Raw genomic sequence first — 13,857 nt, forward strand, 5'->3', positions numbered from 1 at the left:
CTACCTGACGAGGTTCCGCTGCGAGCCGAGTCCGGTGATCTCGCTCTCCATCACGTCGCCCGCCCGCAGGAACCGGCCGTAGTGCGAGCCGTTCCCCTGCGGGGAGCCGGTGATGATCATGTCGCCCGGCCGCAGAGTCACCCGGTGCGAGATGTACGAGATGAGGGCCGCGACGCCGAAGATCATGTCGTTGGTGTTGCCCTTCTGCATGACCTTGCCGTTGAGCCGGAGCGTGATGTCGAGGTCCTGCGGGTCGGGCACGAAGCGCGCCGGCACGAGGTACGGGCCCGTGGGGTAGAACGTGGGCTGGTTCTTCGCCCGCATCCAGTCGGTACCCATCATCGGAATGTCCGGTCGCGGCACCAGGCTGCGCGTCGTCAGGTCGTTGCAGATGGTGTATCCGGCGACGTGGTCCAGTGCCTCCTCACGGCTCACCTCGCGGGCCTCGCGTCCGATGATCACGCCCAGTTCGAGTTCCCAGTCGTGGTTCTCGCCGAGGGAGGGCAGGACGACGTCGTCGTACGGACCGCTGATCGCGGAAGGGACGCCCACCCACACATAGGGCTCGCCATGTGCGGCACGCTCGTCCATCTCCCGGGCGGCCTGCTCGCGCAACTCCTCCTCGGAGGCGTCCGCGTTCCCCAGGCGGTGCGCCACGGTGATCTGGATGACGTGCTCACGGTAGTTGGCCCCGGCGGCCAGGATCTGGCCCGGCGGCTGGACCGGGGCCAGCACCGTGAGCTCCCCGACCGGCCGCCCGTCCGCCTCGGGTGCGTCGGCCAGGGACTGGAGCGCTTCCAGGGACGTGTCCCAGTCGGCCAGCAGGTCCGAGGTGGTCGCGGCCGCGGGCAGGACGGTCCGGGTGTCATACACCTTGTCGGCCACGACGACGCCGGGGAACGGACCGGACTGGCCGTCGGTGAACGTGCCCAGTGAGAAGGGGGTCTGGCTCATGGTTTCCTCATGCTTTCCGGCGGGTGTGGGCGAACTCCGCGTATTCCTGGAGCAGTGCGCTGTCGTCCACCGCGCCCAGGTCCACGACGTCGCTCAGGGAGGCTCCCTGCAGCAGTCGCTTGACCGGCACTTCTATCTTCTTGCCTGTGCGGGTGTGCGGGATCCCGCGCATGGGCACGACCTCGTCGGGCACATGGCGCGGTGACAACTCCTCCCGGAGCGCGTCGTTGATGCGCCGTGTCACCGCTTCGGGGTCGGTGTCCTCCTGGAGGGCGACGAACAGCGGCATGTAGTAGGCGTCCTCGCCCAGTTCGGCACCCACGACGAGGGCTTCGCGCACCTCGGGCAGCGCCTCGACGACCCGGTAGATGTCCGCCGGCCCCATGCGCACGCCCTGCCGGTTCAGGGTGGAGTCCGAGCGGCCGTGGATGACGCTGCTTCCGTCGGCCTCGAACTCGATGAAGTCCCCGTGCCGCCAGGCTCCGGCGTACACGGAGAAGTAGCTCTCCTGGTAGCGCCGGCCGTCGGGGTCGTTCCAGAAGCACAGGGGCATCGAGGGCATCGGCCGTGTGATCACCAGCTCGCCCCGCCTGCCGACCACGGTCCTGCCGTCGTCGTCCCACGCCTCGACGGAGACGCCCAGGGCGGGTGCCTGGATGCGTCCCACGCGGACGGGCAGGGTGGGGGCGCCGCCGACGAAGATCGAGCACACGTCGGTGCCGCCGCTCATGGACGTCAGCCACACGTCGCCGAGCCGGTCGTAGACCCAGCGGAAACCATCGGAGGACAGCGGTGATCCGGTCACCTGCAACGTCCGCAGCGCCCCGGTCTCGGGGGCGAGACCGGCCTTGAGACAGGCGTGCAGGTATCCGGCGCTGACACCGAGCGTGTCGACGCCGTGCTCACCGGCGACGCGGAAGACACGGCCCAGGTCGGGGCGGACCGGGTTGCCGTCCAGCAGGACGATCGTGGCGCCGACCGCGAGTCCGGACACCAGCATGTTCCACACCACCCAGCTGGTGCTGGCGACGGTGAGGTAGCGGTCGCCGGCCCGTAGGTCGGCGTGCAGCCGCAGAACCTTGAGGTGTTCCAGGAGGACACCGCCGTGGCCGTGCACGATCCCCTTGGGTGTCCCCGTGGTGCCGGAGGAGAACAGCACCCACAGCGGGTGGTCGAAGGGCAGCTCGTCGAACTCCGGCTCCCCTCCCCCGGCGGCGACCGTCCCCCACAGCGACACGGGGCGGTCCGCCGCGGGCAGGCTTCCGGGGTGGAGGTGATCGACCCAGAGCACATGCTCCACCGACGGCAGCCGGTCGACCACGGTGCGCATCTCGTCCGTGCGCTCGTGTGTCCGTCCGCCGTAGTGGTAGCCGTCCGTGAGCAGCAGGACCTTGGGCTCCAGCTGGGCGAACCGGGAGAGCACCCCGTCCGCGCCGAACTCCGGGGAGCACACCGACCAGACGGCGCCCACCGCGGCACAGGCGAGGAGCCCTACGACGGCCTCCGCCCGGTTGGGCAGGACGGCGGCCACCCGGTCGCCGTGCGCCACTCCCATCCGGCGCAGGGCGGCCGAGACGGCGGCGACCTGGCCGCACAGTTCGGCTCGCGACAGCCTGTGCGACGTGCCGTCGTCGTTCGCGACGACGAGCGCTTCGTACGGGCAGCGGCGCAGCACGTGTTCGGCGTAGTTCACGGTACGGCCGGGAAACCAGGTGCCCCCGGGCATCTCCCGCGGCGCCACCGGGCCGGTCGGGGTGCCGCCGAGCCGTACGTCCTCGAACTCGGCGACGGACTCCCAGAACCGGCCCGGGTCCTGAGTCGACCAGCGCCACAGACCGAGGTAGTCGGCACCGGCGTCGTAGTCCTTCAACGTGCGGCGGTAGCGAGCCAGTTCGCTGCCCTCCTGCCGGGCTCGGCTCGGCGTCCACAGGATGTCGTCGTGCGCGGTGCTCATGAGACAGCGGCGTCGGCGGGCAGGGCGCCCAGGAGGACGAAGGCCACGCGACAGGTCGTGTCACTGCGGTTGGACCAGGAGTGACTCGTGCCCCGCTGGACGATCACGTCACCGGCCCGGGCGAGGACCTCTCCCTCGTCCAGCAGCAGCCATATCTCGCCCTCCAGGACAAGGGCGTAGTCCAGGCTGTCGGTGCGGTGGAACCAGAAGTGACGGTCGCCGTCGCTGTCGTGGGCGGCGTCGCGGGCGTGCTCGCCGTCGATGTCGCCGAAGAGGGAGTCGGCGGCGGAGTCGGTGTAGGCGCTGTCGGGCGGGAAGCTCGCGATCCGGAAGACCGTTCCGCCGAGCTTGGGGTACATCGGCACCTGGACGTCGGCGGCGGCCGCGTCCTGGTTGCCGTCGTTGCTGACATCGCCCGGTTCGGTCTGCCAGGGGACGGTCGCGCCGAACCCTTCGACGGTGTCGGAGACGAAGACGTTGGGGGCCGGGCCGTCGTTGATGACGGTGGAGCGGCCGTCGGCGGTGTGGCCGGTGACGATGCGCCGTACCGGCTTCACGGTGTGCGGGTTGGTCATCTGTTCTGATCCCGTGGTCAGTTGGCCGGCGTAGCGAAGGGGTACGGGCGGGGCTCGGGCCACCAGGGGGCCTGGTCGGGTTCGGCGCTCAGGCGGTTGCGCAGGACGCCGACGCCTTCGAGTTCGAGTTCGAGGACGTCTCCGGGCGACAGACGCCGGTCGATCTCCAGTCCGGAGCCGAAGGGCAGGGTGCCGGAGCCGATGAGGTCGCCGGGCTGAAGCCGGTCGTTGATGGAGACGTAGGCCAGGAGTTCCTCCGGCGTGTAGATCATGCCCTCGGCGCTCGTCTCGCTCCAGACCTCGCCGTTGACGCGGACGACGCCCTTGAGGCCGTCGTAGGAGGGCAGCTCGTCGACGGTGGTGATCCACGGGCCGATGCCGTACGCGTAGTCCTTGCACTTCTGCGGGCCCATGCCCATGCCCATCTCGGTGCCCTGGACGTCGCGCGCGCTGAAGTCGTTGAAGATCGTGACGCCGAACAGGTGGGCGCGGGCGCCCTCGGGGGTCAGGTTGCGCCCCGCGGCTCCGACGATGAGGCCCATCTCCAGCTCGTAGTCGACGTACTCGGAGTAGCCCGGGTAGGGGATCTCCTCGTCGTGGCCGTACACCACTCCGGTCGATCCCTTGAAGTAGCCGGGAGTCTTGAACAGCTGGGGGTTCGGCAGCCCGCCGCCCACCTTCTCGTGGAACCCCTTCATGTGGGCCGGGAAGGTCAGGCCGTCGCGGATGACCGGCGGGTCGACGGCGGCCACCCAGGACAGCCCCTCGATCGGCAGCGAGGCGTCGTCGGCGGCCCGCTCCACGGCCCAGTGGGCGGTGTCGAGGAACGCCGGCCCGGCGGCGATGGCGGCGGCCGTGCTCGACGGGAAGTACGCGGCGGCCAGTCGGCGGGCCGCGTCCGGCGTGGCGCCCCCGGCCCGCCTGGCCAGCGCGTAGGCCCTGGCCAGGTCGACGACCCGGTCCTCGTCGGGGCGCACGGCCACGAGCCTGATCTGGTCGCCGTCGGGGGAAGGTACGGAAATCCGACCCAGCTTCATGTTTCCATCTCCTCTGATTATTCGAAACGTTTCGTATCGTATGGCGGATGAGTTGCCTTGTCGATGCCCTACTTGTTTGGGGGACGGGGTCGTGCGTGGGGTAATTTGACTCCGTGGCTGTACGAAGCGAATCGAGTCGTCGAGCAATCCTCGACGCGACCATGGATCTCCTTGTCCGCGATGGCAGGCGCGCCATCACGGTGCAGAAACTCACCGTGGAGGCGATCGCCAAGCGGGCCAAGGTCAGCAAGGCGACGATCTACCGGTGGTGGCCGAACAAGGCCGCAGTCGTCATCGACGCCTTCATGGAGAACCATCTGGCGCACACCCGCATCCCCGAAGGGGTGCCGGTGCGCGACGCCCTCCTGACGCACCTCAAGTCGCTGATCTCCCGGTACGCCGGCCCGCAGGGCAAGCTGGTCGCCCAGATCATCGCCGAGGGGCAGTACGACCCCGAGGTGATGGCCAGCTTCCGCGCCCGGTTCTGGCAGGAGCGCTCCGCGGCTGTGGAGAAGCTGATGCGCAGAGGAATCGACGAGGGCGTCTTCCGCGCGGACCTCGATCCCGGTTCGGCGGCCCAGCTGTTCTACGCCCCGGTCTACTTCCATCTTCTCTTCGGCATCAGCCCGCTCGACGACGCGCTCGCCGAACAGCTCGTGGATCTGGGAATCCGCGGCCTGGAAGCGCGCCCGCCTGCGGACGGAGAGTCCTGAGGCACTCCGTCCGGGGGCGCCCCGTGCGCCTCGGACCTCGGGGTCACACCGGCGGTGCGATGAACAACCCCCGGTCCGGGTCGTTGAACATCTCCTTGGACACGAACTCGTTCATCGGGTTGGACGTCCCCCACACGTCCGAGGTCTCCGGGTCCTCCGTGCTGTACAGGTGGGGGTGCCAGGTGTCCTCGTCCAGGGTCACCAGCTCCGTCGTGTACTCCATGGTGTTGCCGTTGGGGTCGTGGAAGTACGTGAAGGTGTTGTCCCCGGCACGGTGCCGGCCCGGCCCCCAGACCTTGTACACCCCGTCGCGCATCAGACGGCCACTGCCGCGCATGTACTCCTCCAGGCCGCGCATCTCGAAGGACGCGTGGTGCAGCGAGACATGGGGACAGCGGGCGATCGCGATGCTGTGGTGCTGGGGGTTGCAGCGCAGGAACCACATGATCCCGCCGAGCTGAGGGTGCACGTTGGTGTCCGAGAGGCGGAAGTCCAGGTACTTCTCGTAGAAGGCCATCATGCGCTCGGGTTCCGGGGAGTTGAGGACCACGTGCGAGAGCCGCACCGGGATGTCCTCGCGTTCCTCGATCTTGCGGTGGGTGCGGGTGGCCACCTCGGTGGAGACCTCGATGGTGCGCCCCTCCACGTCGAAGAACCGGAAGCCGTAGCCGCCGCCGGGCGTCTGGAGCGTGTCCGGCTCGCTCACCAGCTTCACGCCGTCGGTGGCGAGGCGGGTGGCCAGGCCGTCCACCGTGGCGCGGTCGGCGGCGCCGAAGGAGACCAGGTCGATGCGCTTGTCCTGGGAGCGGCGGACCCGCACGACGTACTGCTCGGGCGAGCCCTCCGCGGCGAAGTACGTGACATCGCCGTCGGAACCGACCTTGGTCAGCCCCCACTGCTGCTCGTAGAAGGCGACCTGCTTGTCGTAGTCCTGAACGGCGATGTCGACATGCCGCAGGTGCGTGATGGGTTGGTCGTGCATGGTGAACTCCTGTGGGTGAGACAGTGCAGGTGCGCCCGCTGGTCAGTGCTGGGCGGTGGTCGCTTGCCGCGGCGTGCTCGTCTCGCCCCGGGGTTCCGGGGTGCCCGTGAGGGGCAGGAGCCGGAGCAGCGCTTCGAGCTGTTCGGGGGTGTGCGCCGTTCCGAGCACATAGCGGTCGGGACGGACCACGACGGCGGGGGCCTCGACCGACGTGAGCAGTTGGCCGACCTGCTGGGGGGAGGTCAGCACGGCGACCTCGGGGTCGTCTTGCAGCGCCTTGCTTACAGCAGCGGGCAGCGCGGCCGGCAGTTCGGGCGTGGCCGCGAGCAGGAACCGGCGCCCCACGAGGTCGTCGAGCCGTGTCCCGTCGGACAGTATGGGCTGCATCGAGAGATGTCCGGCGTGCGGGTCGGCCGGGCCCGTGTGCGCACCCGGGCCGAGCGGAGGTGCCGACGGATAGGCGTCTGCGGGGTTGGCGCGGATGTGCGCGTCCCGCCGGGCGGCCATCGCGGGGTCGGTGGTCTGGACGAGTCCGGCCATGGTGGCCGCCTGCTGGACCCAGTACCTGGCGTGGTCCTTGCGCTCGGACTCGTAGGTGTCGAGCAGGGACTCGGGGGCCCTGCCGCGTGAGACGAGCCGGATCTTCCACACCAGGTTGGCCACGTCCCGAAGGCCGGCGCACAGCCCCTGGCCGAAGAGCGGAGGCGCCAGGTGGGCGGCGTCACCCGCGAGGAACACGTTGCCGACCCGCCACGCGGTGGCCAGCCGCGCCCGGAAAGTGTAGACGGCGACACGGTCGGGCTCGAAGTTCTCCGGCGTGAGAACACCCCGGCTCAGCCTGGCGATGCCCTCCGGTGTGGCGATCTCCTCCCGGTCGTCCTCGGGGAGAACCTTGAACTCCATGCGCACCCGGTCACCGGGGAGGTTGATCCAGAGCGCGGGACGGGTGTGCCGGCCGAGGAAGACCATGTCCCCCTGGATGCCCGGCGTCCCGCGCAGGTGTCCGTCGACGACGAGCCAGGGATCGTCGGTGCCGAGGTTCTCGCCAGGGATCCCGAGCGTGCGTCGGACGGTCGAGGTGGCACCGTCACAGGCGATCACCCATCGCGCGGTGAGTACCTGCGTCGCCCCATCCGGCTTACGGACGGTACAGCGCACCGAGCCGTCGTCCTGCTGGATGTCCAGCAGCGTGGTGCCGAGGCGGAGTTCCACACCGGCGAGCCGCGCGACTTCGGCACGCAGCAGCGTGTCGACCTCGGGCTGGTGGAAGAGGACCTCCGAGTGCCATCCCTGGGGCCCTATCTGCCCTGTGGCAGGGGCCACCAGGGTCTCGCCGGCCTCGTTCTCCATGCGGTAGACGCACATCGGTTTGGTCCGGGCGGAGAGTTCCTCCGCCAGCCCCATGGCCTGGAAGGAACGCACGGTCTCGCCGTCGAAGTGCACGGCCCGCGCCTGTTGCCACAGCTCGGGCTCGCGTTCGATCCCCACGGCCCGTACACCGGCATGACCGAGCAGGGTGAGGGCCATCACCCCGACAGGTCCACCACCAACAACGATGACTTCGCAGTCCTGTGACACTTGAACTCCATTAGCGGCTCTGGTACTTGGATATGCCTTTTGTTCTCTGCGCCCGTGCGTCCACCGGACAGCCCGGGCGCGCTCGGCGTCCGCGGTTCTAGCCGCCCGGCGCGTGCTCCGGCGCGGCCGGACCGTCCACCACGTCGGTGTCCGCACCCACCTCATGGGCCCGGTTCTCCTTTTGGCCGGCGCGGCCGGGCGAATCGGTCTGGCCCTGCTCGCTCGCCGCCGACGGCTTCTTGTCCGCCCCGCCGATCTGCGCCCCCCGCCCGCTGAACTCGGCGATGACGTCGCCGCCACGCCGCACCGTGACCGCGCAGATCACCGAGCGGCCCGCCCTGGAACGGGTCTCCGCTTCGGCGACCAGGTCGTCACCGAGGTGGCCCGGACGCCAGAAGACGATGTCCGCGCTCGCCGTGACGACAGGCGGGCCGAAGCTGTTGACGGCACAGGCGAAGGTGGTGTCGGCCAACGCGAACACGAGTCCCCCGTGCACGATCTCGTGCCCGTTGACCATGTCCGGCCGGACCCGCATCCGTGCGCGGGCCCGTCCTGCGGCCGCCGACTCGACCTGGATTCCGAGGAAATCGGAAGTGCGGTCCCCGTCGAGCAGTCTGCGCACACTGGCAGCCACCTGACCGTCCGTGTCGCGCCCCGCGTGGTCGCGACGGCCGTCGGCGCCAAAGAGGCCGGCCGTCATGAACGCAGCTCCAGACCGAGCGGGCAGCCGTCGTACAGGTCATCGGCGCCGGGCACCTGGCCAGGCATCATGCCGAGCTTGTCGCGCATCGTCAGGATGCACTCCAGGCCGGCGCGAGCGGGAGCCAGCGAAACGGGGCGGGTGCGCAGCGCGGCCCGCGCCGAGGCCGGTCCGTACCCGCCTCTCGTCAGCACGTCCTGGATCTCGTCGTCCGGGGTGGCGTGCAGCCAGTCGCGTGCCGCCTCCAGGGCCGCGAGGTAGAGCGAGAGCTTGCCCCGTCCTGCCTGCCGCGTCGCGGGACCGGCCACGACACCCTGCCCGGGGAAGTCCGGCACCTCGTCCTCGACCGCGAGCAGCGACACGAGCCCTTCCTGTTGTGCCAGCTCGTCCAGCGGTGGTCCCAGCCACGCCGCGTCGATCGATCCCGAGCGCAGGGCCTCGAAGCGCTCGCGCACTCCGCCCACCGGCTCGAACTCGTACGCGCCGGGCGGAAGGCCGTGATGGCCGAGGAGATGCCGGAGCACGACGGCGAAGCCGTTGTCCGGCGCGTCGACGCCGAGCGTTGCTCCCCGCAGGTCTTCCAGCCTCCTCACCGAGGCTTGCGCGACCAGCCGGAGGGGGGTCGTCGACTCGATCTGGGCCACGACCCGGAGGTCGGCTCCGCCGGAGTTCCAGACGATCAGGTTGTCGATGGCCGTGACGGCCGCGTCGACGTCGCCGGTCAGCAGCCGGTCACGCTGGTCCGTCGACGAATCGATCAGCACGGTCTCGACCTCAAGGCCGGCCCGGGCGAAGTAGCCCAGCTCGTCGGCGACGACACACGCGGGGGGCGGTACGAACACCGCTTGCCGGAACCACGCCGTCATTGGAGCGCTCCTCTCTGCGCGAGGTGCCTTCACACTAGGTCAATCGAAACGGAACGTCTAGGATCGATGTGCGTAATATTTTTATGGGTTCGGCCACGCGGAACGCGACCGCACCACATCCGGCTCCACACACAATGACCTGGTAAAACGCGACTCCTCGAGCCGCTCCCGCCCCTTCGTTGCGCACGAGTCGGCAAGCCCGGGCATCCCCCGGGACACATGCCGCATGCGAAACGCTCCGTTTAGCATCTTGTCGATCGGAGCGCGACACCCGAGTCGCCCCCCGACTCCAGAGCCGCCCACCATCCTGAGAGGTGTATGACATGCCCGAAGCTGTCGTAGTAGCCGCCGCCCGCACGCCCGTCGGGCGCGCTTTCAAGGGATCCCTGAAGGGTGTCCGCCCCGACGACCTCGCGGTGACAGCGGTCCGAGCGGCCCTCGACCAGCTGCCCGAACTGGACCCGACCCGGATCGACGACCTCCACCTGGGCTGCGCCGAGCCGAGCGGCGAGCACGGTGCCAACATCGCCCGCCGGGTAGCCGTACAGCTGGGACTGGACGAGGTGCCCGGCACCACGGTCAACCGCTTCTGCTCGTCCTCGTTGCAGACCGCCCGGATGGCCTTCCATGCCATCAAGGCGGGAGAGGGCCACGTCTTCGTCAGCGCGGGTGTCGAATGCGTCTCCCGCTACCGGCGCTTCGGACCCACCGGAGCCGACGCCGACGACGTCCTCAACCCGGCATTCGAGCAGGCCAGGGAGCGCACCTCGGAGGACGCGCGAACCAACCGGCCGTGGACCGATCCCCGTTCCGACGGCCTGCTGCCCGACGTCTACATAGGCATGGGACAGACCGCGGAGAACGTCGCGGGCCTCTTCAAGATCAGCCGTGAGGAGCAGGACCGCTACGCTCTGCGCAGCCAGCAGCTGTACGCCAAGGCCGCCGAGGCCGGCTTCCACGCCCGGGAGATCACCCCGGTCCGGCTGCCCGACGGCACGGTGGTCGCGGCCGACGACAGCCCACGCCCCGGCACCACGTACGAGGCCCTCGCGGGCCTCCGGCCGGCTTTCCGGCCGGACGGCACGGTCACCGCCGGGAACTCCTGCCCGCTGAACGACGGAGCCGCGGCGGTGGTCATCATGAGCGACGTCAGGGCGCGGGAGCTCGGCATCACCCCCCTGGCCAGGATCCTGGCCACCGGTGTTTCGGGCCTCTCCCCCGAGATCATGGGCCTGGGGCCGGTCGAGGCCACACGACGGGCCCTCGCACACGCCGGCCTGTCGGTCGGGGACGTCGACCTGTTCGAGATGAACGAGGCCTTCGCCGTGCAGGTCCTCGCCTCCCAGCGCGAACTCCGCATCCCGCTGGACAGGCTCAACGTGCACGGAGGGGCCATCGCCCTGGGTCACCCGTTCGGCAGTACGGGTGCCCGCATCATGACCACTTTGATCAACGGACTGCGCACGCGCGACGCGCAGCTGGGTGTGGAGACCATGTGCGTAGGCGGCGGACAGGGGATGGCCATGGCGCTGGAACGTCTGAGCTGACCGTGCACACGGACGGTGGTCGGTCATCGACCATATAGTTGACCCCGGGGGCCCGACCCAGAGCGAGCGGGGAATGAAGAGCGCCGCAGAACCGGGACAGAATCGTCCGCCCGTGCACCTCATCGACGGGGGGAGCGAATCGGAGCTGCGACTCGCTCTCCGGCAGGCCGTAGTGGCCGTCGACGGGCTGGGCGGGATGGTGCATCTGGCCGGGGGTGGCGAACCACAGCTTCGGCTGGCGTCCGCCCTCGACGTTCCGCTGGATGTCCGGGAGGAATGGCGGACCACGGACCGGGCCGGAGGGTCCGCCCCGGCCCTGGCGCTGCGCAGCTCCACGACGGTGTGGCTGTCCTCGACCGATCCACGGGCCGGCTTCCTTCCTCTTGGCACCGGGATGGCTGCCGTCCCGCTGACGGCGCCGGAGGGAGGTGCCGGTGCGCTCTCCGTGATCACGACGGCGCCGGATCCGCCTTCCGCCGCCGAGCAGGACTTCCTTCGAGCGATCGCCCAGGGGGTCTCCGCGTGTTGGCGGCATCGCCCTCCTCCATGGCAGGACGACCAGCGGGCTGCCTCGTCCACGATCCGTCAGGTGGTCCCCGCGCCCGGCGTCGGCGTCTGGGACTGGGACGTACGCTCCGGCGAGGTCACAGGGGACGAAGCCCTGCTGATACTGCTCGACATCGACCCGAAAACCTTCGACGGCAGGGTCGGGAGTTGGGCCGCCGCCGTCCACCCCGACGACCTGCCCCGGGTGATGGCCGACATCGCGGGGGCATTCGTCACCCGCCGCTCGTACACAGCGGAGTACCGCCTACGGCGCCGTGACCACGAGGTGCGCTGGGTGCAGATGCATGGCTGGGTCGCCGGTGACGACCGCGAGCTGACGCACGTCGGGGGCACCGTCTGGGACAACACGGAACTGAGGAACCGCGCCGAATCGACCGCCCGCACCCTGCGGCACATGGCCGACGGGTTCGTGACGGCGGACCCGGACTGGACCATCACCTCGGTGAACATCCAGGCCGAGCGGTTGTTCGAGCCCACCCGAACGTTGCTCGGCCGCCCGCTGTGGGAGCTGCCCGCCATCCGGTCCACGGGACTGGAAGCCCGATGCCGACAGGCCACGGCGCAGGGGTCCCCTGCTGAGTTCGACGTCCAGTGGTCCACTGACCAGCGCTGGTACCGCATTCGCCTCACGCCGTCGCCGCACGGTCCGGCCCTCCACTTCGCGGACATCACCGACAGGCGCCTGTGGGACACGGAACGTTCCGGCGCCGAACAGATCGCCGCCGAACGCATCGCCCAGCTGGGGCGGCTCACCACGGCCTTCGCGCGGGCGGTCACGGTACGTGACGTCATGGATGCCATCGCCGCCGAACTGCGGCCGCTCTTCGGCGCTGTCGGCCTCATGGTCCAGTTCCTCGAAGGCGATCTCTTGCTGCTGGCGGAGACCGTCGGATATTCCCCGGAGTTCGTCGACCGCGTCAGCAAGGCCCGCCTCTCTTTTCCGGCGCCGAGCCGCGAAGCCCTGCAGCGCCGTACCCCGGTGTACCTGACGTCACGGCAGGACTTCATGCGCCGCTATCCCGAAGCCGCCGACCACGCGTTCCGGAGCGGGAAGCACGCCTGGGTGTTCCTCCCTCTGATCGCGTCGGGACGCCCACTCGGTTGCTGCGTGATCTCCTTCGCCGAGTCGCGCCGCTTCACCGAGGAGGAGCACACCCTGCTCACCGCGGTCAGCGGTCTGATGGCCCAGGCTCTGGAACGGGCCCGTCTCTACGACGACGAGCACCGCCGCGCCACGGAACTGCAGCGCGGACTGCTCCCCCGGGACCTGCCGATCCTGCCCACCGCGACCACTGCCTCTCGTTACCTGCCGACCGGCTCGGGGGTGGGCGGTGACTGGTACGACGTCGTTCCGCTCTCCGCTGACCGTGTGGCTTTCATCATCGGCGACGTCATGGGCCATGGCCTTCCCGAGGCCGCCACCATGGGACGTCTGCGTACCGCCGTGCACACACTGACCACCCTCGAACTGCCCCCCGACGAACTACTCGCACAGCTCAACGACCTGGTCAGCGACCTCGGCGACGACTCCTACGCCACCTGCCTGTACGCCCTGTACGACCCCGTCACCCGCGTCTGCACCATGGCCCGCGCCGGGCATCCTCCGCCCGCTCTGCTGCTGCCCGGTGGAAGTGTCCGTTTCCCCGACCTGCCCTCGAATCCACCGCTCGGCGCGGCGGCCCCGCCCTTCGAAACCGGCCATGTGGACGTGCCGGACGGCACGGTCCTCGTCCTGTACACCGACGGCCTGGTGGAATCGGCGAGCCGGGACATCGACAACGGCATGGAGCAACTGGGCGCCGTGCTCGCCGCTTCGCACAAAGGTGGTCCGGGACCCATGGCCGAGCCTCTGGACCGGCTCTGCGACGCGCTCGTCAACACCCTGTGGCCCGGGCAGGAGGCGAGCAGTGACGACGCCGCCATGCTCGTTGCCCGGGTCAACGGGCTTGCCTCCGGGGCAGCGGCCTCCTGGGACCTTTCCGAGGGCCCGGTCGCAGCGGGTGAGGCCCGCGAGCACGTACGGCGGCAGCTCGGCATCTGGCACCTCGACGACCTGGTCATGGCCACCGAGGTGATCGCCAGTGAGCTGGTCGGCAATGGCATACGGCACGCCCGAGGGCCCCTTGGACTGCGCCTGCTGCGAGGCCGCGTACTTACCTGCGAGGTATCGGATCACAGCCTGACCACCCCCCGGGTCCGCCGCGCCCTCGACACCGACGAGGGCGGACGCGGCCTTCAGCTCGTCGCGGCGCTCTCCCAGAAGTGGGGCACCCGATACACCGTCGACGGCAAGTGCATATGGACGGAACAGTCGCTTCCCTCTGATCACGATGCGGCGCAGCAGCTCCCGCTGTGGGAGTCCTGAAGCCTGTGCCATGAGCGGC

11 protein-coding genes are annotated in these 13,857 nt (G+C 69.8%); 3 read left to right on the forward strand and 8 right to left on the reverse strand.

Annotated features, from left to right (window positions below):
* Genes ACFY0P_RS29940 through ACFY0P_RS29955 form a run of 4 tightly spaced genes read right to left on the reverse strand, consistent with a single transcriptional unit; the run spans position 1 to position 4,520 of the window.
* Positions 1-954 carry a fumarylacetoacetate hydrolase family protein gene (locus ACFY0P_RS29940; protein WP_388919757.1) on the reverse strand — a complete coding sequence of 318 codons (954 nt, stop codon included), beginning with the start codon at positions 952-954 and terminating at the stop codon, positions 1-3.
* 7 nt (positions 955-961) lie between these two features.
* A complete protein-coding gene (locus ACFY0P_RS29945) occupies positions 962-2,908 on the reverse strand; it encodes an acetoacetate--CoA ligase (protein ID WP_388919760.1) in 1,947 nt (648 codons plus the stop codon).
* Positions 2,905-3,483: a cupin domain-containing protein gene (locus ACFY0P_RS29950; RefSeq protein WP_388919763.1), complete on the reverse strand. Its 579-nt coding sequence runs from the start codon at positions 3,481-3,483 to the stop codon at positions 2,905-2,907. The genes ACFY0P_RS29945 and ACFY0P_RS29950 overlap by 4 nt, the downstream gene beginning before the upstream one ends.
* Positions 3,484-3,500: 17 nt before the next feature.
* The gene (locus tag ACFY0P_RS29955) at positions 3,501-4,520 is read right to left on the reverse strand and encodes a fumarylacetoacetate hydrolase family protein (protein WP_388919766.1); all 1,020 of its coding nucleotides are present in this window, start codon (positions 4,518-4,520) and stop codon (positions 3,501-3,503) included.
* A gap of 113 nt (positions 4,521-4,633) precedes the next feature.
* On the opposite strand from ACFY0P_RS29955, the gene ACFY0P_RS29960 reads away from it, so the two are divergent.
* Positions 4,634-5,233: a TetR/AcrR family transcriptional regulator gene (locus tag ACFY0P_RS29960; RefSeq protein ID WP_388919769.1), complete on the forward strand. Its 600-nt coding sequence runs from the start codon at positions 4,634-4,636 to the stop codon at positions 5,231-5,233.
* 43 nt (positions 5,234-5,276) lie between these two features.
* On the opposite strand, the gene ACFY0P_RS29965 is transcribed toward ACFY0P_RS29960, so the two are convergent.
* Genes ACFY0P_RS29965 through ACFY0P_RS29980 form a run of 4 tightly spaced genes read right to left on the reverse strand, consistent with a single transcriptional unit; the run spans position 5,277 to position 9,359 of the window.
* A complete protein-coding gene (locus ACFY0P_RS29965; RefSeq protein WP_388919772.1) occupies positions 5,277-6,215 on the reverse strand; it encodes a VOC family protein in 939 nt (312 codons plus the stop codon).
* A 42-nt stretch (positions 6,216-6,257) separates the two neighbouring features.
* Positions 6,258-7,958 (reverse strand): bifunctional 3-(3-hydroxy-phenyl)propionate/3-hydroxycinnamic acid hydroxylase, encoded by a 1,701-nt coding sequence (locus ACFY0P_RS29970; RefSeq protein WP_388919775.1) that lies wholly within the window; start codon positions 7,956-7,958, stop codon positions 6,258-6,260.
* Positions 7,891-8,493, reverse strand: a complete 603-nt coding sequence (locus tag ACFY0P_RS29975) for a hotdog fold thioesterase (RefSeq protein WP_388919778.1) — start codon at positions 8,491-8,493, stop codon at positions 7,891-7,893. The genes ACFY0P_RS29970 and ACFY0P_RS29975 overlap by 68 nt, the downstream gene beginning before the upstream one ends.
* On the reverse strand, positions 8,490-9,359 hold the full coding sequence (locus ACFY0P_RS29980; protein WP_388919781.1) for an ABC transporter substrate-binding protein: 870 nt from the start codon (positions 9,357-9,359) through the stop codon (positions 8,490-8,492). Before ACFY0P_RS29980 ends, ACFY0P_RS29975 begins: the two co-directional genes overlap by 4 nt.
* Before the next feature lie 323 nt (positions 9,360-9,682).
* Between ACFY0P_RS29980 and ACFY0P_RS29985 the strand changes: the two genes are divergently transcribed.
* Both ACFY0P_RS29985 and ACFY0P_RS29990 read left to right on the forward strand, forming a co-directional pair.
* Complete coding sequence (locus ACFY0P_RS29985) at positions 9,683-10,906, forward strand: acetyl-CoA C-acetyltransferase (protein WP_388919784.1); 1,224 nt, start codon at positions 9,683-9,685, stop codon at positions 10,904-10,906.
* A gap of 112 nt (positions 10,907-11,018) precedes the next feature.
* Positions 11,019-13,838: a SpoIIE family protein phosphatase gene (locus ACFY0P_RS29990; RefSeq protein WP_388919787.1), complete on the forward strand. Its 2,820-nt coding sequence runs from the start codon at positions 11,019-11,021 to the stop codon at positions 13,836-13,838.
* Positions 13,839-13,857: the final 19 nt, after the last annotated feature.

The sequence above is a fragment of the Streptomyces sp. NPDC001714 genome, assembly GCF_042892755.1.
Taxonomy (GTDB): domain Bacteria; phylum Actinomycetota; class Actinomycetes; order Streptomycetales; family Streptomycetaceae; genus Streptomyces.

Coding starts and splice junctions, on each gene's coding strand:
- ACFY0P_RS29980 (WP_388919781.1), bottom strand. CDS start 9,359: ATGACGGCGTGGTTCCGGCAAGCGGTGTTCGTACCGCCCCCCGCGTGT.
- ACFY0P_RS29955 (WP_388919766.1), bottom strand. CDS start 4,520: ATGAAGCTGGGTCGGATTTCCGTACCTTCCCCCGACGGCGACCAGATC.
- ACFY0P_RS29970 (WP_388919775.1), bottom strand. CDS start 7,958: ATGAGGTGGGTGCGGACACCGACGTGGTGGACGGTCCGGCCGCGCCGG.
- ACFY0P_RS29975 (WP_388919778.1), bottom strand. CDS start 8,493: ATGACGGCCGGCCTCTTTGGCGCCGACGGCCGTCGCGACCACGCGGGG.
- ACFY0P_RS29945 (WP_388919760.1), bottom strand. CDS start 2,908: ATGAGCACCGCGCACGACGACATCCTGTGGACGCCGAGCCGAGCCCGG.
- ACFY0P_RS29985 (WP_388919784.1), top strand. CDS start 9,683: ATGCCCGAAGCTGTCGTAGTAGCCGCCGCCCGCACGCCCGTCGGGCGC.
- ACFY0P_RS29965 (WP_388919772.1), bottom strand. CDS start 6,215: ATGCACGACCAACCCATCACGCACCTGCGGCATGTCGACATCGCCGTT.
- ACFY0P_RS29950 (WP_388919763.1), bottom strand. CDS start 3,483: ATGACCAACCCGCACACCGTGAAGCCGGTACGGCGCATCGTCACCGGC.
- ACFY0P_RS29940 (WP_388919757.1), bottom strand. CDS start 954: ATGAGCCAGACCCCCTTCTCACTGGGCACGTTCACCGACGGCCAGTCC.